We start from the raw sequence: 17,947 nt of genomic DNA, 5'->3' as shown, positions 1-17,947 counted from the left end.
CTTCTCGATCGAGGCCGAGAACTCGGGGGAGCGCACCGTCACTCTGACAAGCCTCGCTGACCTGCGCAAGAGCACGGGGACGGCCGTTGCGGCCAGGACGGGCGGGGGCCGGGGACCTGATGCGGTTGACACAACGTCCGGATACCGCGGCCCGGCCGGACAGATCACGCATTGGCGCCGTCCCGCGTCGTCGAGATGCTCGGAAGACCGCAGCAGACCGATGACCGAGGCCGGGAGTTGACCATGACCGCACTGTCGCCGCACCTTCGCCAGGCCACGCCCGTGGTGGCGGCCCGGGGCGAGGGCGTCCACCTCTACGGCGAGGACGGCCGCCGCTACCTCGACTTCACCGCCGGCATCGGCGTCACCAGCACCAGACACTGCCACCCCAAGGTCGTGGCGGCCGCCCAGGAGCAGGTGGCCACGCTCGTCCACGGCCAGTACACCACCGTCATGCACCAGCCGCTGCGCCGCCTGGTCGACAAGCTCGGCGAGGTGCTGCCGACGGGCCTGGACAGCCTGTTCTTCACCAACTCCGGCAGCGAGGCGGTCGAGGCCGCGCTGCGGCTTGCCCGCCAGGCCACCGGTCGGCCGAACATCGTCGTCTGCCATGGCGGTTTCCACGGCCGGACCGTTGCCGCCGCCTCCATGACCACCTCCGGCACCCGCTTCCGCTCCGGTTTCTCCCCGCTGATGAGCGGTGTGGTCGTCACGCCGTTCCCGAGCACGTACCGGTACGGCTGGGACGAGGAGACCGCCACCCGCTTCGCCCTGAAGGAGCTCGACCACACGCTCCAGACGGTCTCCTCGCCCGCCGACACGGCCGCGATCATCGTCGAGCCGGTGCTCGGCGAGGGCGGATACGTCCCCGCCACCCGGGCCTTCCTGGAGGGCCTGCGGGAGCGGGCGGACCGGCACGGTTTCCTGCTGATCCTGGACGAGGTGCAGACCGGCGTCGGCCGCACCGGCCGGTTCTGGGGACACGAGCACTTCGGTGTCACGCCCGACATCCTGATCACCGCGAAGGGCCTCGCCAGCGGTTTCCCGCTGTCCGGCATCGCCGCCTCCGAGGAGCTGATGACCAAGGCGTGGCCGGGCTCCCAGGGCGGTACGTACGGCGCCAACGCCGTCGCCTGCGCCGCGGCCTGCGCCACTCTCGACGTCGTACGCGACGAGAAGCTCGTCGAGAACGCCGAGGCCATGGGCAAGCGGCTGCGCCAGGGCCTGGAGGCGGTGGCCGACCGGACCCCCGGCATCGGTGACGTGCGCGGGCTCGGGCTGATGCTGGCCACCGAGTTCGTCACCGAGGACGGCGGCCCCGACCCCGAGACCGCCGCGCGGGTGCAGCGGGCCGCCGTCGACGAGGGCCTGCTCCTGCTGCTGTGCGGGGCCTGGAACCAGGTCGTGCGCATGATTCCGGCGCTCGTGATCGGCGAGACGGCGGTGGACGAGGGCCTCCAGGCGTGGGCGACCGCGGTCGAAGTCGGTACGTCGGGAGCGCAGGACCGATGACCGACGCCCTCGCGTCCCTGGTCGCCCGGCTCGCCGGGACCGCTCCCGGCCTCCGGGTGGAAACCGGCCCGGGAGCCCTCGGCCAGTACGCCTACGACGCCTCCAACTACCGCGTGCCCCCGCAGGCCGTGGCCTTCCCCCGCTCCACCGACGACGTGGTCGCGGTGCTGCGGGCCTGCGAGGAGACAGGCGTCCCGGTCACCGCGCGGGGCGGCGGCACCAGCATGGCGGGCAACGCGGTCGGGCCGGGCGTCGTCCTGGACTTCTCCCGGTACATGAACCGGATCCTCGACATCGACGTCCAGGCGCGCACGGCACGCGTCGAGGCCGGTGTGGTCCTCGACGCGCTGCGCGGCGCGACCGCCCTGCACGGGCTCACCTTCGGCCCCGACCCCTCCTCGCACAGCCGCTGCACCCTCGGCGGCATGATCGGCAACGACGCGTGCGGGAACCGGTCGGTGCGGGACGGGCGGACCAGCGGCCACATCGAGGCCCTGGAGATCGTGACGGCCGACGGCGTGCGGGCCGTCGCCGACCGTTCCGGGCTGCGTGCCGCCGAGCCGGGCGACGCGGAAGCCGTGCGGCGCGTCGCCCGGCTCGCAGCAGACCTGCGGCGCCTGATCGACGCCAACCTGGCACCGATCCGCACCGAGCTGGGCCGCATCCCCCGCCAGGTCTCCGGCTACCAGCTGCACCACCTGCTGCCCGAGAACGGCTTCGACATGGCCCGCGCCCTGGTCGGCACCGAGGGCACCTGCGCGGTCGTCACGGCCGCGACGGTCCGCCTGATCGCCACCGCGCCGGCCACGACACTGCTGACCCTCGGCTACGACGACGTCGTGGACGCCGCGGAGGACATCCCGGAGATCCTGCGCTGGTCACCCAGCGCCGTGGAAGGGATGGACGAGGCGATCGTCGCCACCATGCGCGCCCGGCGCGGCCCGGACTCCGTCACCGGCCTGCCCGAGGGGCGTGCCTGGCTCTACGTCGAACTCGACGGTGACGACGAGGCGGACCTCAACCGCAGGGCCGCCGAACTACTGGACGTGCTCAGGTCCCGGGGCCGGATGACCGGCGGACGGGTGGTTTCGAGCGCGGCCGAGCGCCGCTCGCTGTGGCGGGTGCGCGAGGACGGAGCCGGGCTCGCCGCCCGCCTGGTCGACGGCGGGGAGTCCTGGCCCGGCTGGGAGGACGCGGCGGTCGCGCCCGAGAACCTGGCCGCCTACCTGCGGGACTTCCGCAAACTGCTGGCCGCCCACGGGCTGACCGGTGTGCTGTACGGCCACTTCGGCGCGGGCTGCGTCCATGTGCGCGTCGACTTCGACCTCGCCACGGACGCCGGGCGGGCCGCCGCCCGCCGGTTCCTCGGGGAGGCCGCCACGCTCGTCGTCGAGCACGGCGGCACGCTGTCCGGTGAGCACGGTGACGGGCGGGCGCGCGGTGAGCTGCTGGAGGTCATGTACAGCCACCGGATGATCCGCGCGTTCGCCGCCTTCAAGCAGATCTTCGACCCCCAGGGGCTCCTGAACCCGGGCGTCATCGTGGACCCGGCTCGCCTGGACGCCGATCTGGCGCTGCACACGCCCTCCGACGTGCTGCCCGTCAGCACCCTGTTCAACTTCCCGTACGACGAGGACGGCTTCGCGGGCGCCGTACGCCGCTGCGTCGGCGTCGGCCGCTGCCGCAGCGACGCGGGCGGCGTGATGTGCCCGAGCTACCGGGCCACCGGCGAGGAGAACGACTCCACCCGCGGCCGGGCCCGCCTGCTCCAGGAGATGGTGCGCGGCGAGACCGTCCAGGACGGCTGGCGCTCGACCGAGGTCCGAGACGCGCTCGACCTGTGCCTGTCGTGCAAGGCGTGCTCCAGCGACTGCCCGGTCGGCGTCGACATGGCCACGTACAAGGCGGAATTCCTGCACCAGCACTACAAGGGCAGGGTCCGGCCCCGCTCCCACTACTCGCTGGGCTGGCTGCCGCTGACCTCCGCACTCGTCGGACACATCGCTCGCCCGCTGAACGCCCTGCTGCGCGGACCGCTCGGCAGGCTGCTCGCCCGCCTCGGGGGCGTGACCACGCAGCGCAGGATCCCGGCGTTCGCCTCCCGGCGCGCCCTGCGCCGGGCACTGCGCGACGCCCGGACCGACGCGTCGGCGCAGGCCCTGCTCTTCGTCGACAGCTTCACCCGCGCCTTCCGCCCCCAGGTCGCCGGAGCCGCCGTCCGGGTGCTCGCGGACGCCGGGATCCCCTGCGCGCCGCGGGACGGGCTGTGCTGCGGGCTGACATGGGTCAGCACCGGCCAGCTGTCCGTGGCCCGCAGGATCATGGCCCGTACGGTCGCTCACCTGGACGACGGCGACGAGCGGCCGATCGTCGTGGCCGAACCCAGCTGCGCCGCCGCCCTCAAACGCGACGTGCCCGAACTCCTCGGCACGGACGCCGCCCGGCGTGTCGCGGCCCGCGTCCACACCTTCACCGGGGCTCTGACCGATCTCGCCGAGCCGGGCTGGACCCCGCCGCCGCTGCCCGAGAGCGTCGTGCTCCAGACGCACTGCCACGAGTACGCCACGTTCAAGGGCCACCGCCCCGCCGATCTGCTGCGTCGGCTCGGCGTACCCAAGGTCGACGAGGCCGAGGGGTGCTGCGGACTCGCCGGGAACTTCGGTTTCGAGGCGCAGCACTACGACACCTCGATGGCCGTCGCCGACCTGGCCCTCAAGCCCCGTCTCGACGGCCTCGACGAGCCCGCGCCGACCGCCGTCCTGGCCGACGGCTTCAGCTGTGCCACGCAGATCGACCACCTTGCCGGTGACCGGGGCGTCCGCGCCCTCCATCTCGCGGAACTGCTCGACCCCGCCGCCGATCAACCAGGAGAGACGTCATGACGACCGACACACCCACGCAGTTGTTCATCGGCGGGGCCTGGGTGGACGCCGCGGACGGCGCCACCATGCCCGTGGACGACCCGGCGACCGGCGAGATCCTCTGCCACGTCGCCGACGCGGGCCCGAAGGAGGCCCGGCTCGCCGAGGAGGCGGCCGTCCAGGCGCAGGAGGAGTGGGCCCGTACAGCACCTCGGGTCCGTAGTGAGATCCTGCGGCGCGCCTACGAGATCATCCTCGACCGCACGGACGCACTCGCCCACCTGATGACGTCCGAGATGGGCAAGCCGTCGGCGGAGGCCAGGGGAGAGGTGGCGTACGCGGCCGAGTTCTTCCGCTGGTTCTCGGAGGAAGCCGTGCGCATCGACGGCGGCTACGGCACCCTGCCCGACGGCCGCAACCGCATGCTGCTCTCCCGCCGCCCGGTCGGCCCCTGTCTGCTCATCACACCCTGGAACTTCCCGCTCGCCATGGGCACCCGCAAGATCGGCCCGGCGATCGCGGCGGGCTGCACGATGATCCTCAAGCCGGCCCCGCAGACCCCTCTGTCCAGCCTGGCGCTGGCCGGGATCCTGAAGGAGGCCGGGCTGCCGGACGGCGTGCTGAACGTCGTCACCACCTCCCGGGCCGGGGAGGTGTGCGAACCGCTCCTGCGCGGCGGTCGGATCCGCAAGCTCTCCTTCACCGGCTCCACGGCCGTCGGGCGGCTGCTGCTGGCCCAGTGCGCGGACACGGTCGTACGGACCTCGATGGAGCTGGGCGGCAACGCGCCGTTCATCGTCTTCGAGGACGCCGACCTGGACAAGGCCGTGGACGGTGCGATGGTCGCCAAGATGCGCAACATGGGCGAGGCGTGCACCGCCGCGAACCGCTTCTTCGTGCACCGGTCGGTGGCGGAGGAGTTCGGGCGGCGCCTGGCCGAGCGCATGGGCGCGCTCGTCGTGGGTCCGGGAACCCGGGACGGCGTCGACGTCGGCCCGTTGATCGACAGGGCGGGGCGCGCCAAGGTGGAGGAGCTGGTCGCCGACGCGGTGGAGCGCGGCGCCCGCGTGCTGGTCGGCGGGCGGACCCCGGACGGTCCCGGCTGCTTCTACCCGCCGACCGTCCTCGCCGACGTGGACCCCGCCAGCCGCCTGATGGACACCGAGATCTTCGGCCCCGTGGCGGCGATCCTCACCTTCGACGACGAGGACGAGGTCGTCCGCCGCGCCAACGACACCCCCTGGGGTCTGGTCGGCTACGTCTTCACCGAGGGCCTGGACCGCGCCCTGCGGGTCAGCGAACGCCTGGAGGTCGGCATGGCCGGCATCAACACCGGCCTGGTCTCCAACCCGGCCGCGCCTTTCGGCGGCGTCAAGCAGTCCGGGCTCGGCCGCGAGGGCGGCCGGGTCGGAATCGACGAGTTCCTGGAGTACCAGTACCTCGCGGTGCCCGTGCGATGACGGCGGTAGTCCTGCCCTGACATACGCCCTGTCGCGCACCGCGCGGGCCACCCCGTGCCCGGCCGACATCTCCCATGGCCGGGCGCGGGGCGTCGCCCTGCGCACAGCCGGGTCGGCCGAGCCGTGCGTCCCGCCGAGGCGCGTCCGTCGCTTCGGCGGGCGGCGCGGCCCTCAGCGCGTCAGCGGTCCGGCCTCGCTGCGCCTGTCCGGGAGCGGGCTGTCGGGGCCTCAGCCGAGGTGGCGGGCGGTGATCTCCGACGCGGTGTCGGTCACCAGTCGCGCCAGCTCGGTCAGCCGCCCGGGCTCGAAACGGGAGGCGGGCATGGAGACGGCCACGGTGGCCAGCGGGGTGCCGTCCTCGTCGAGGACGGGGGCCGCGATGGCGCAGACGCCCGGGCGGAAATGGTTGTGGTTGACGGCGTACCCGCGGTCCCTGACCCGGCGGAGTTCCGCGCGCAGCTCCGCCGGGTCGGTGATGGTCTCCTCGCCGTAGCCCTCCAGTCCGCCTGCCACGAGCTCGTCGACCTCGGACTTCGGCAGGTGGGCGAGGATCGCGTGCCCGGTCGCGGTGGCGTGCAGCGGCGAGGTGTCGCCGATGGCGTGGAAGGTCCGTACGGCGTGGTCGCAGTCGACGCGGTCGACGACGACCATGCCGTGCAGGGCGTCGGGCACCGACAGGTGGATGGTCTCGTTGACCGCGTCACGGAGCCGGATCATCGGCTCACGTGCCGCGGCGAACAGGCTGGACCCCTGCAGGGCGGCGGGTCGTACGGCCAGCACACGGGCGCCGATCTCCCAGCGGGTGGTGTCTCTGCGGTTGGCCCGCAGCCAGCCCGCCTCGTTGAGTGTCACCAGCGTCCGCTGCACGGTCGACTTGGGCAGCCCGAAGAGCTTCGTCAGTTCCCCGACGGTGACCGGCTGGTGCTGCGCCACAGCCTCCAGGATGCGCAGCGACCTGGTGACGCTCTTCATTTCCATCCGGGCCCCCGGGTCGGTTCTGTGTGTTCATCGTGCCCGCCTCTTGACTCCTCCCGGGAGCCGCGGGCATGCTCGTGCCGGATATTAGCACAGCGTTCCACATTCCGGCATGGATGGGGGCTCTGTGATCCGATGCCTCGCGGCGGTTCGCGGTGGTCAATGCCCTGACTGCGCCGTACTTCGCCGCGTGGGTGCCCCGCGCCCGGACCCCTCCCCCGCCGGGCGTGGGGGTGCACAGGGCAAGAGGGAGCCCTCGGAGGGCTCCCTCTTGTTGTGGCGCGCTTGTTGTGGCGCGACGGCGGGTTCAGGCGCCCAGTCGTCGCCCGGAGATCTCCGCGGCCGTGTCGGCGACCAGGCGGCCCCATTCCGGCAGCCGGGCCTCGTCGTACCGGGAGTCGGGCATCGACATGGCCACGGTGGCCAGCGGTGTGCCGTCCTCGTCGAGGACGGGCGCGGCGATGGCGCAGACACCCGGCCGGTACTGGTTGCGGTTGACCGCGTAGCCGTCGGTGCGGATGCGGTCCAGCTCGGCGCGCAGCTCCTCGGGGTCGGCGGGCGTCGTCTCGCTGAAGCGCTCCAGGCCCTGCGTGATGAGTTCCTCGACGTCCTGCTTCGGCAGGTGGGCCAGGATGGCGCGCCCGGTGGCGGTGGCGTGCAGGGGCGAGGTGTCGCCGATGGTGTGGAAGGTGCGTACAGGGTGGTCGCAGTCGACGCGGTCGACGACGACCATGCACTGCAGGGCGTCGGGCACCGACAGGTGGATGGTCTCGTTCACGGTGTCCCGGAGCCGGACCATGGGCTCGCGGGCGGCGACGAACAGGCTGGACCCTTGCAGGGCGGCGGGTCGTACGGCCAGGACGCGGGCGCCGATCTCCCAGCGGGTGGTGTCCTTGCGGTTGGCCCGGAGCCAGCCCGCCTCGGACAGGGTGACCAGGGTGCGCTGCACCGTCGACTTCGGCAGGCCGAAGATCTTCGTCAACTCCCCCACGGTCACCGGCTGATGCTGGGCGACCGCTTCCAGGATGCGCAGCGACCTGGTGACGCTCTTCATTTCCATCCGGTTTCCCCCTGTTGATCCTCGGAATTTCTGGCCGGCACCCTCTTGACTCCCTCTTCGGCCACTGCCATTCTCTGTGCCAGATTCTAGCACAGCATTCCACATTGTGGCACGACTCTCCCTGGAAGAACCCGATGAGGTGAGCCGGGACCCCGGGACCCGGACGGATGAGACCGGCGGCCTCCCCAGGGCCCGCCCCCGCCCAAACCCTCTCGAATCGAACAGCCTCACGCCGGGGCCCAGCATGCGCCCCCGCGATACGAAAGGAAAGTCCTGTGTCAGCTGCCGGTAAGCGTGTCGCCGTGGTCGGCGTGGGAACGATGGGCAGCCAGGGCGCCTGGCGCCTGGCGGCCCGGGGCGCCGAGGTCGTCGCCTACGACCGCTTCGCCCCCGGTCACGACCGCGGCGCCGCCGGCGGTGAGACCCGGATCTACCGCAGCGCCCACTTCGAGGACTCCCGGTACGTCCCGCTCCTCGAGCACGCCGACGCCACGCACTCGGCGAGTACGCAGCCCGGGCGTGACGTCCCCAAGGGAGGACTGAGGGCGTCAGGCAGCCGCCTTGGCGGCCTCGGCCCGTTCCGGGCGGCGCGGCAGCAGTGCCACCGCCAAGGCGGGGATGGCGGCGAGGACCAGCCAGGGCACGGCGGTCGGTAGCCCCAGGTCGAGCAGGGAGCCGGTGGCCGAGCTGCCGATGAGGACGATCAGGCCGGAGACGGAGGACAGGGCGCCGGTGTAGAGGCCGATGCGTCCTTCCTCGGCGAGGTCGGGCACCCAGGCGCGGGCGGCCGGAACGACCAGCATCTGGCCGAGGGTGAGCAGGACGACGTACCCGGCGGCGGGCAGCAGCCCGGTGATGCCCGTCCACTCGGCGGGCCGGGCGGCGGCCACGACGGCGAAACCGGCGGCGACGAGCAGCAGTCCGATGGCCATGGAGCGGCGCAGGTCGAGCCGGTCGCCGGCCCAGCGGGTGACCGGAAGCTGGGCGCACACGACCAGCAGGGAGGAGAGGGCGAACAGCCAGGACAGGGCTGCCTGGGAGCCGGTCGCGCGCTGCACCTCGTCCGGGAGGGCGAGGTAGAGCTGGTTGTAGGCGAGCAGGTAGGTGCCGTAGGCGCAGCACAGGGCGAGAAAGCGGCGGTTGCGCAGCAGCGCGCGGGCCCCGCCCCGCCGGCGGGTGCGGCTCCGGCCGGGGATGTGCTGCGGCATCAGCCGGACATGCCCGGCGAGGACCAGAACGAACACGGCGGCACCGGCGAGGCAGGCGGTGCGGAAGTCCACGAGCAGCAGCAGGCCGCCGAGCAGCGGGCCGACGAAGGCACCGGCCTGTCCGGCCGCGCTCAGCAGGGCCAGCACCCGGGTGCGTGAGCCGTGGCCCTCCTCCTCCCAGACGACCGCCTGCCGGGCCACCTCGGACTCCACCGCCGGGGAGAACAGGGCGGCGGCGAAGCCGATGACCAGCACCGCGCCGATCACCGCCCAGGTCGCCTGCGCGTACCCGAGCCAGGCGAACCCGGCGATCCGCAGCGCGCAGCCGACGAGGACGATCGGGCGTACGCCGTAGCGGTCCACGAGCCAGCCGCCGACGACAAAGAGGCCCTGCTGGCTGAAGGTGCGCAGGCCGAGGACGAAGCCGACCATCCATCCGGCCATGCCGATGGCGGTGCCGAGGTGCTCGGCGAGGAACGGCAGCACGGCGTAGAAGCCGACGTTGAAAGCGAGTTGGGTGAGGATCAGCAGCCGCAGGAGCGGTGACAGGTGCTTCCAGGTCCGCTCGCGCGGGGACTTCGCGGCCGAGCGGCGGGGGCGTATGCGGGAGAGCAGGTCGGTCATGGGCTTTCTGTCCTGGAGGCCGATACGGGGGTGAGGGCGGCGTCGGCACGCGGCGATACCGTGCCCGGCGGAACCCGCGTGGCGGGAGGTCCGGGCCGGATCAAGAGGCCCATCGGCGGACAGAGTAAGCGGTAATCGTTTCCAATCAAATGTCGTCTTCGGGGGCGGCCCCGCGTCCTACTGGCCCGTGCCCTGGCCCAGCAGCCCCGCGTCCTGGTCCTCGACGAGCCGCTCGACCACCTCGACGTACGGCACCAGTTGGAGGCCCTGCGCATGATCCGGGGCCTCGGCATCACCACCGTCCTCGCCCTGCACGACCTCGCCCTGGCCCTGCGCTACTGCGACCGGCTGTGTGTCCTGGCCGACGGCACCGTGGTCGCCGCGGGCCCGCCGCGTGAGGTACTGCGACCCGATCTGATGGCCGACGTGTTCGGCGCACGGGCCCGGCAGGTGGAGATCGCGGCGGGGGAGTACGTCCTGTGGTGCGAGCCCTTGCCGGACGCCCGGCTCCCGGGCGACCTCGAATCCCAGGACGCCACCGAGTCCCCGAACACCTCCGGGCCCCTCACCGCGCCCGAGCCGTCGGCCACATCCGAAGAGGAGCCCGCGTGCTGACCTCACTGCTGTCGTACGCACGCCCCGGGCGCCGCCCGCTCCTGGCGAGCGTGGCCGCCGGACTCGGCGTGTCCGCCTGCTACGCCGCCCAGAGCCTGCTGCTCACCCTGGCCGTGGCCCGCGGGCTGCGCGAGGACCTGACCGGCGCGGTCTGGGCCTGCTGCGGCGCGCTCGCCCTCGTCGCCGTACGCGCCGTACTGATCCGGGCCCGCGAGGTCGCCGCCGCCCGCGCCGCCGAGCACGTCAGGACCGAGCTGCGGCCGCACCTGTACCGGCACCTGCTCACCCTGGGCCCCGGCCATGTGACACGGCAGCGCACCGGAGCGGTCCTGACCACGCTGCAGGACAGCGTCGAGGCGCTCGACCGGTTCGTCAGCATCTTCCTGCCCCAGGTCCTCCTCGACCACTGCCCGGCCTACGGCGAACTGCTCAACCGGAAACCGCAGGAAGCCGAGTAGACGACAGCCGTGGTGGCTGGGGGCCCCATGACGCGCCGTGTCCCAGATGCGATGATGCTCGGCGACAAGGCGACGGCGGAACGAGGAAGCCGGTGTGATTCCGGCGCGGTCCCGCCACTGTGATCGGCGAGCGGATCCCGAACAGGCCACTGCCCGAAGCCGGGTGGGAAGGCCGGGACGAGCTTCGACCCGAGAGCCAGGAGACTCACGCGGTCGCCTCCTCGACGAACCCGGGGCGGATTTCCCCGGAGGAGGGTGGTTCGGCATGCCCGTGAGGCCGGCCGAGGGGGCGTACGACAGCCCGGTGGGCAGAGGATCGGTCGATCCGGTGCCGTGCCGGGTCGTCGTGTGCCGGGACTGCTGCTGCGGCAGTCCCAAGGTGACCGGGGTGGATCACACGGCGCAGACCGCGCGCCTGGGTGAGGCCGCTCCCGTACGCGTCTCCGCCTGCCTGGACGTGTGCGATCAGGCCAACGTGATCGTCGTGCAGCCCTCCGCCGCCGGACGGGCCGCCGGGGCGCGGCCGGTCTGGCTGGGCCTGGTCAACGACCCGGCCGCGACCGAGGACATCGCCGCCTGGGTGAGCGCGGGCGGCCCCGGCATCGCTCCCCGGCCCGAGATCCTCGACCTCTACGCCTTCACCCCACCCCGGCGCCGCGCGGTCTCCTGAGATTGGCAGCCTGCGCGCCGATCATCCCTAACACCCGCACGAGCCGTACACCCGTACGAGCCGTAACACCCGTACGAGAGGAACTCTCCCATGACGGGCAGACGCCCACTGTCCCCCCTGCTGGCCATGGCCACAGCTCTGCTGATCTCCGGTTGTGGCACGAGCGCCCAGGACAACACCGGTGGCGCCAAGGGCGGCCCGGCCGCGAAGGGCTTCCCGCTCACCGTGTCCAACTGCGGGGTGAAGACGACGTTTCAGCGCCCACCGCAGCGCGCGGTGTCGCTGAACCAGCACGCGACCGAGGTGATGCTGGCGCTCGGCCTGGAGAAGTCGATGGTCGGCACCGGCTACCTCGACGACGAGATCCTCCCCGAGTACCGGGCCGCCTACGACAAGGTCAAGGTGCTGTCGAAGGAGTACCCGTCGTACGAGACGCTGCTGGCGGCCGAGCCCGACTTCGTCTACGGCGGCTGGGCCTCCACCTTCGACGAGAAGGAGGGCCGCTCCCGCGACGCCTTCGCCAAGGTGGGCGTCAACACCCGCCTCAACATCGAGGAGTGCCCGTCCGGGCCCGTCACGATGACCCTGATGGACCGGGAGATCCGCGAGGTCGCCAAGGTCTTCGGCGTCCCGGAGCGGGCCGAGCGGCAGATCGAGCGGCTGCACGCCACCTTGGAGGAGGTGGACGAGAAACTCGACGGCGTCGAGCCGGTGAAGCTGTTCGTCTACGACAGCGGCGACAAGACCGCCTTCACCGCGGGCGGCGCGGGCATCGGCAACGACATGATCGAGCGGGCCGGAGGGGTCAATCTCTTCGCCGACCTCGACAAGCCGTTCGGTGACGTGTCGTTCGAGCAGGTGGCCGAGCGGGCGCCCGAGGTCATCGTCATCTACGACTACGGCGACCAGACCGTGGCGCAGAAGAAGCAGTTCCTGCTCGCCAACCCGGCGCTGAAGGACGTGCCCGCCATCAAGAACCGTCGGTTCGCGGTGCTGCCGCTGTCCTCCACCGTCGTCGGCGTACGGGTGCCCGCGGCCGTGCAGTCGCTGGCCCGTCAGCTCCACCCGGACCGTTTCCGGTGACCGGCGTGACCGAACCGGCCGCCACCGGCAAGGACGCCGTCGCCGGGAAGACCGGCGCGGGCAGGGCGTCGGCAACTGCCGAGGCGGTCGGCAGGAGTTCCCCCAGGACCGGGGCCGGGCAGACCGTGGTGCCCGGCCGCCGCAGACTCCCCTACGCCCTGGTGCTCGCCGGGCTCGCCGCCCTGGTGGCGGTGGCGGCGACGTTCGGGATCGCGGCCGGTTCGGTCACGGTCCCGGCCGGGGAGGTGTGGGGCATCCTGCTCCACCACCTGCACCCCGCCCTGGCGGATGCGACGTGGCCCCCGGTACGGGAGACGATCGTCACCGACGTCCGGCTGCCCCGGGTGCTGCTGTGCGCGGTGGTGGGAGCCGGACTGTCGGTGGCGGGGATGGCGTTGCAGGCCCTGGTCCGCAACCCGCTCGCCGATCCGATGCTGCTGGGAGTGTCGTCGGGCGCGAGCGTCGGCGCGGTGCTGGTCCTCGTCTTCAACGTGACGCTGTTCGGAGCCTTCTCGCTGCCGCTGGCGGCGTTCTGCGGCGCTCTGGCGGCCCTGGTCGCGGTGTACTTCCTGGCCCGCTCCGGCGGACGGATGACCACCGTGCGGCTGGTCCTGGCGGGCGTGGCGATGGCCGAGGTGCTGTCGGCGGTGGCGAGTTTCCTCATGGTCACCTCCAACGACCCCCACAAGACGCAGTCGGCGCTGCGCTGGATGCTCGGCGGACTGGCCGGCACCACCTGGACGATGGTGTGGATCCCGGCCGCGGCGGTCCTGCTCGGCACGGCCGTCCTGCTGGGCGTGAGCCGCCCCCTGAACCTGCTGCTCGCCGGGGAGGAGGCCGCCGCCGCCCTCGGCCTGGACGTCCACCGCTTCCGTGCCGCACTGTTCATCCTGGTCGCGCTGATGATCGGCACGATCGTCGCGGTCAGCGGCCAGATCGGCTTCGTCGGCCTGATCCTGCCGCACGTCGTACGGCTCCTCGTCGGGGCCGACCACCGCCGGGCGCTCCCGGCCGCGGCCCTGCTCGGCGCGGCCTTCCTGATCGCCGCCGACCTGGCCGCGCGCACCCTCATGAGCCCCGAGGAGATCCCCGTCGGCATCCTCACCGCCCTGGTCGGCGGCCCGTTCTTCCTCTGGCTGATGCGAAGGAGGGCACGATGACCGGACGACCGGAAGCGGCACCCGGAACCTTGGACATCGACGACGTGTCGGTGGTCGTCGACGGCAGACCGCTGGTCGACCGGGTCTCCTTGACGGTGCCCGCCGGAGAGGTGGTCGGCCTCGTCGGCCCGAACGGCGCGGGCAAGTCCACCCTCTTGCGCACCGTCTACCGGGCGCTGCGCCCCACGTCGGGCCGCGTGCTGCTGGACGGGACGGACGTCTGGCGGATGCCCGGCAAGCGCCTGGCCCGGCACCTGGCGGCCGTGCTGCAGGAGCACGCCGGGGACTTCGAGCTCACCGTGTACGAGGTGGTGGCCATGGGCCGCACCCCGCACAAGCGCCCCTTCGCGGGCGACGACGCCGACGACCGCGCCATCGTCACGGCCGCCCTGACGGAACTCGACGCCGCCGACCTGGCCGACGCACCCTTCGACCGGCTGTCGGGCGGGGAGAAGCAGCGCGTCCTGATCGCCCGCGCACTCGCCCAGCGGGCCGGGACGATGGTGCTGGACGAGCCCACCAACCACCTCGACCTGCGCCACCAGCTCGACGCGCTCCGTCTCGTCCGCCGCCTCGGAGTCACCGCCGTGGTCGCGCTGCACGACCTCAATCTCGCCGCCTCGTTCTGCGACCGCCTCTGCGTGCTGCAGGCCGGACGGGTGGTCGCCCACGGCGCACCACCAGACGTCCTCACCCCTGCCCTGCTGGCCGAGGTCTACCGCGTCGAGGCGGACGTCACCGAGCATCCCCGTACCGGCGTACCCCAGGTGACACTGCTCACCGGCGATCGCCCCGGACAGCGACAGAGGGCCACGCAGACATGACTCCACCCGTATCCGCGTCCGCATCCGCTCGCGCGCCCGCCGGGGCCGTCGCCGCCGCGCTCAAGGACGTGGCGGCCCTCGGAGGATTCTTCACCCTGGCCGTGGGCGGACCGGACCAGGGCCGGCACCCGGTCACCGACGCCTACGCCCGCGGCTTCACCGACCTCGCGGAGGCCGTCGCCGACCGGTACGACACCCGCGAGAGGCGCATCGGAGTCTCCATCGCCCAGCTCGGACACGCCGCACGCCTGTGGTCCCCGGTCCTCGCCTGCACGCTCCTCCACGGCATCGTCCCCGACCTGGCCGGGCTGCACCGCGCCGACGAGGGCCCCGCGCTGTGGCTGCCCGCCCCCACCGGCTGGTACGCCGACCGGATCCCGCACCTCACCGAGGCGCTGTACCAGATGGTGGTCGAGCAGCACCTGGACGCGCTGGCCGCCGGACTCCGCGTCAAGATCTCCCCGCGTCTCCTGGACGGAAACGCCGCCTCCGCGCTGGCCGGGACGGCCCAGGTGCTCCTGACGGCACGACCGGACCTGCGCGGCCCGCTCACCCAGCTCACCACCGACCTGCTCACCACCGGACGCCTGGCCGGCACCGGCCACTTCACCGGGCCCGACCTGACCTTCCGCCGCCGCAGCTGCTGCCTCTTCTACCGCACGCCTGCGGGCACGAAGTGCGGAGACTGCTGCCTGGCCCGATGAATCAGCCGACGGCCGGGGCACCAGGGGGCGCGGCCAAGGCGCCGCGCCTCACCCTAAGACTCGCGTCGTCGACATGCCTCCCTCGGTGGCGGCGGCGCCGGCCGAGTACTTCATGGAGATCCCCGCTGCCGAGGTGGAGTTGCCGTGGGGCGGCCCTGAGCGGGATCGGGAGATGATCGAGGCGTACGTGTGCCGGAGCCTTGGAAGCCGTCCTTGCGGGACACCTTTCGCGGGAGAGTTCGTAGATACGGCGGGAGACCTCCGGGTCGCCGCGGAACACCTCGGTCTCGATCTCGTCGATGTCGTTCTGGACGCCCGCGACGACCGGCGCGTAGCCGTCGACGACCGCGTCGAGGATGGCGTACAGCACCGCTTCCGGGCCCAGCTGCAGCAGCTCCGGCGTCTCCTCCATACGGCGGCGCAGGTAGAACTCCTCGGCGAGGGAAAGGAGTTCACTCTCCGTGGGGCGGGCCAGGCCGATCCAGGCCATGCCGGACGGCTTCGCGCGCAGTTCGCGGTAGGTGTCGGCGAGGGTCGCGGGGGAGGAGACCCGGACGCCGTCCTCGTGCAGCGCCGCCTCCACCACGCTGACGATCTCCGCGGGCTGCGCGGTCGGCGGATCAGGAGTGGGTGGCGGGTCGGCCTTCGGCGGCTGCGGGGGCGAGGCTGCGGCGAGAGCTGCGGACCGAAGCTGTCCGCAAGCGGCGTTAGCGTGCGCAGCATGACGAAGACGACGACCGTGCTCGGCACCCGAGCCCTCAACCGCGCCACCCTCGACCGGCAGCTGCTCCTGCGCCGGGCGCCGCTGTCCGCGAAGGCGGCTGTGGAGCACCTGGTCGGACTGCAGGCCCAGGAGGTCAAGCCGCCGTACTACGCGCTCGCCGCCCGCCTCGACGGCTTCCGCCCCGAGGAGCTCTCCGGGCTGCTGGCCGACCGCGAGGCGGTCCGTATCGTCACCCTGCGCTCGACCATCCACCTGCACACCGCCGACGACTCCCTCACCCTGCGGCCGCTGGCGCAGCCCGCCCGCGACCGGGAGATCAAGATCTTCCGCAAGGGCCTCGTCGGGGTCGACCTGGAGCGGCTCGCCACCATCGCCCGCGAACTGGTCGAGGCCGAGCCGCGCACCATGCGGCAGCTGCGCGAGGCCCTGCTCACCGAGTGGCCGGACGCCGACCCGCAGGCCCTCGCCATCGCCGCCCGCTGCACGCTCCCGCTGGTCCAGGTCACCCCACGCGGACTGTGGGGCACGAGCGCCCAGGTCGCCCTCACCACCGCCGAGCACTGGCTGGGCCGCCCCGCCGAACCGGCCGCCACCCCGGAGAGCGCCGTACTGCGCTATCTCGGCGCGTTCGGCCCCGCCTCCGTGAAGGACATGCAGACCTGGTCCGGCCCGACCCGGATGCGCCCGGTGTTCGAACGGCTCCGTCCGCAGCTGGTCACCTTCCGGGACGACAGTGGCGTCGAGCTTTTCGACCTGCCCGACGCGCCCCGCCCCGACCCGGACACCCCGGCCCCGCCCCGCTTCCTGCCCGAGTTCGACAATCTGCTGCTCTCGCACGCCGACCGCACCCGCGTGGTGCCGCCCGCGCGCCGTGGCCGCACCTGGCAGGCGAACACGTTCTACTGCCCGCTCCTCGTCGACGGCTTCCTGGCCGGTGTCTGGCGGCTGCTCGACGGCGCCCTGGTCGTCGAGCCGTTCGGCAGCCTCAGCCGGGCCCAGCGCGACGAGGTGGCCGAGGAGGGCGGGCGGATGCTCCAGGTGCTGCACCAGGGGTCGTACGACCTCCGCTTCGGGACCGTGATCCCGTGACCCGCGCCCGACCGGGCGCATGGAAAGGGGGCGCTGCGGGCCGCTCGTGGAGGCCCGCAACGCCCCCCGGCTCACTTACCTGAGGGGTACTCAGGAATCCTGTTCGTCCGCTACGAGTTGACCTGCGCGGTCACCTGGCTGGAGAACGTCGTCAGCCGGGTGTAGACGCCCGGGTAACCGGCCTGCGCGCAGCCCTCGCCCCAGGAAGTGACTCCTGCCAGGACGCCCCCGATGAGCAGGGGACCGCCACTGTCGCCCTGGCAGGTGTCCACGCCGCCGGAGGTGTATCCGGCGCACACCATGTCGCTCGCCAGGAAGTCGGAGCCGTACGAGCTGCGGCAGCCGGCATCGGACACGGTCGGGACCGTCGCGGTCCGCAGCTGGTTGGAGGAGCTGCCGCTCTGCGAGGTGGTGCCCCAGCCGAGGACGCGGGCCGTGGTGCCGGCCGCGTACACGGAGGTCTGCGAGGAGGAGACGTACTTCGCCGTGGTGTACGGCATCGACGTCGACAGCGTCAGTACGGCCACGTCGTCGCCGCTGGTGACGTTCCTGTAGTTGGGGTGGATCCAGATCTTGCTGACCCGGCTCACCGTGCCGTTGGTGCCGTTGAGGTAGGTGCGGCCGCCGACCACGCGGACGCTGCGGGTGGTCTCGCCGACCATGCAGTGCGCGGCGGTCACGACCTTCGTCGGGGAGACCAGGGTGCCGCCGCAGAACTGGTCCTGCGAGGCGTCCGTGATCTGCATCATGAACGGGTACGCGGACGTCGTGGTCGTCGTACCCCCGACGACGGGCTGCGGGGCGGCGACGGCGGCGGGGGCGGTGAGCAGCGCGGTCGCGGCGGCGGCAGCGGTCGCCGCGACGACGGCGGCGGTCTTTCTGGCACGGGTGAGCCCGAACATGAGTCTCCTCAGGGGGTT

At 72.6% G+C, this 17,947-nt stretch carries 14 protein-coding genes, 3 pseudogenes and 1 riboswitch; of the genes and pseudogenes, 12 read left to right on the top strand and 5 right to left on the bottom strand.

Translation table 11 applies throughout. From position 1 onward, the window contains the following. Positions 1–243: 243 nt before the first annotated feature. From KWI83_RS18260 to KWI83_RS18250, 3 genes are read left to right on the top strand one after another with little or no spacing between them, the layout of a single operon-like run. The gene (locus KWI83_RS18260; RefSeq protein WP_218515413.1) at positions 244–1,512 is read left to right on the top strand and encodes an aspartate aminotransferase family protein; all 1,269 of its coding nucleotides are present in this window, start codon (positions 244–246) and stop codon (positions 1,510–1,512) included. Beyond that, complete coding sequence (locus KWI83_RS18255) at positions 1,509–4,394, top strand: FAD-binding and (Fe-S)-binding domain-containing protein (protein ID WP_218515412.1); 2,886 nt, start codon at positions 1,509–1,511, stop codon at positions 4,392–4,394. Before KWI83_RS18260 ends, KWI83_RS18255 begins: the two co-directional genes overlap by 4 nt. Further along, positions 4,391–5,833 (top strand): NAD-dependent succinate-semialdehyde dehydrogenase, encoded by a 1,443-nt coding sequence (locus KWI83_RS18250; RefSeq protein WP_218515411.1) that lies wholly within the window; start codon positions 4,391–4,393, stop codon positions 5,831–5,833. Before KWI83_RS18255 ends, KWI83_RS18250 begins: the two co-directional genes overlap by 4 nt. Positions 5,834–6,061: 228 nt before the next feature. On the opposite strand, the gene KWI83_RS18245 is transcribed toward KWI83_RS18250, so the two are convergent. Both KWI83_RS18245 and KWI83_RS18240 read right to left on the bottom strand, forming a co-directional pair. Then, the gene (locus KWI83_RS18245) at positions 6,062–6,805 is read right to left on the bottom strand and encodes an IclR family transcriptional regulator (RefSeq protein WP_218515478.1); all 744 of its coding nucleotides are present in this window, start codon (positions 6,803–6,805) and stop codon (positions 6,062–6,064) included. Positions 6,806–7,115: 310 nt separating this feature from the next. After that, positions 7,116–7,862 carry an IclR family transcriptional regulator gene (locus KWI83_RS18240; protein ID WP_218515477.1) on the bottom strand — a complete coding sequence of 249 codons (747 nt, stop codon included), beginning with the start codon at positions 7,860–7,862 and terminating at the stop codon, positions 7,116–7,118. Positions 7,863–8,143: 281 nt separating this feature from the next. On the opposite strand from KWI83_RS18240, the pseudogene KWI83_RS38715 reads away from it, so the two are divergent. Further along, a pseudogene (locus KWI83_RS38715) lies at positions 8,144–8,359 on the top strand (FAD-dependent oxidoreductase); the annotation flags it as partial. A gap of 57 nt (positions 8,360–8,416) precedes the next feature. Here KWI83_RS38715 and KWI83_RS18230 read toward each other — a convergent pair. Further along, complete coding sequence (locus tag KWI83_RS18230) at positions 8,417–9,700, bottom strand: MFS transporter (RefSeq protein ID WP_218515410.1); 1,284 nt, start codon at positions 9,698–9,700, stop codon at positions 8,417–8,419. 165 nt (positions 9,701–9,865) lie between these two features. Here KWI83_RS18230 and KWI83_RS18225 point away from each other — a divergent pair. The 7 genes and pseudogenes from KWI83_RS18225 to KWI83_RS18195 all read left to right on the top strand — a co-directional run. Continuing rightward, positions 9,866–10,315: pseudogene (locus KWI83_RS18225) on the top strand (hypothetical protein); the annotation flags it as partial. Beyond that, positions 10,309–10,773, top strand: coding sequence for an ABC transporter transmembrane domain-containing protein (locus KWI83_RS18220; RefSeq protein WP_218515408.1), 465 nt, complete (start codon positions 10,309–10,311; stop codon positions 10,771–10,773). The pseudogene KWI83_RS18225 and the gene KWI83_RS18220, both read left to right, overlap by 7 nt. 79 nt (positions 10,774–10,852) lie before the next feature. Further along, a riboswitch (cobalamin riboswitch) is annotated at positions 10,853–10,980 on the top strand. Between the two features lie 58 nt (positions 10,981–11,038). Beyond that, complete coding sequence (locus KWI83_RS18215) at positions 11,039–11,443, top strand: (2Fe-2S) ferredoxin domain-containing protein (RefSeq protein ID WP_218515407.1); 405 nt, start codon at positions 11,039–11,041, stop codon at positions 11,441–11,443. 90 nt (positions 11,444–11,533) lie between these two features. After that, complete coding sequence (locus KWI83_RS18210; RefSeq protein WP_218515406.1) at positions 11,534–12,526, top strand: ABC transporter substrate-binding protein; 993 nt, start codon at positions 11,534–11,536, stop codon at positions 12,524–12,526. A 125-nt stretch (positions 12,527–12,651) separates the two neighbouring features. Continuing rightward, positions 12,652–13,686 carry an iron ABC transporter permease gene (locus KWI83_RS18205; RefSeq protein WP_218515476.1) on the top strand — a complete coding sequence of 345 codons (1,035 nt, stop codon included), beginning with the start codon at positions 12,652–12,654 and terminating at the stop codon, positions 13,684–13,686. After that, a complete protein-coding gene (locus KWI83_RS18200) occupies positions 13,683–14,510 on the top strand; it encodes an ABC transporter ATP-binding protein (protein ID WP_218515405.1) in 828 nt (275 codons plus the stop codon). The genes KWI83_RS18205 and KWI83_RS18200 overlap by 4 nt, the downstream gene beginning before the upstream one ends. Continuing rightward, positions 14,507–15,214, top strand: coding sequence for a (2Fe-2S)-binding protein (locus KWI83_RS18195; protein WP_218515404.1), 708 nt, complete (start codon positions 14,507–14,509; stop codon positions 15,212–15,214). Before KWI83_RS18200 ends, KWI83_RS18195 begins: the two co-directional genes overlap by 4 nt. A gap of 199 nt (positions 15,215–15,413) precedes the next feature. Here the strand turns inward: KWI83_RS18195 and KWI83_RS18190 are convergent. Beyond that, positions 15,414–15,800, bottom strand: a pseudogene (locus tag KWI83_RS18190) (transporter); the annotation flags it as partial. A gap of 135 nt (positions 15,801–15,935) precedes the next feature. Between KWI83_RS18190 and KWI83_RS18185 the strand changes: the two are divergent. Next, positions 15,936–17,027: a winged helix DNA-binding domain-containing protein gene (locus tag KWI83_RS18185; protein WP_218515403.1), complete on the top strand. Its 1,092-nt coding sequence runs from the start codon at positions 15,936–15,938 to the stop codon at positions 17,025–17,027. Between the two features lie 110 nt (positions 17,028–17,137). Here KWI83_RS18185 and KWI83_RS18180 read toward each other — a convergent pair whose 3' ends face one another. Further along, positions 17,138–17,929, bottom strand: coding sequence for a trypsin-like serine protease (locus KWI83_RS18180; RefSeq protein WP_218515402.1), 792 nt, complete (start codon positions 17,927–17,929; stop codon positions 17,138–17,140). Positions 17,930–17,947: the final 18 nt, after the last annotated feature.

The organism is Streptomyces sp. TRM70350, from assembly GCF_019219825.1.
Lineage (GTDB): Bacteria > Actinomycetota > Actinomycetes > Streptomycetales > Streptomycetaceae > Streptomyces.
The sequence above is the reverse complement of the archived record's forward strand: the minus strand, read 5'-3'. Positions and strand labels throughout refer to the sequence as shown.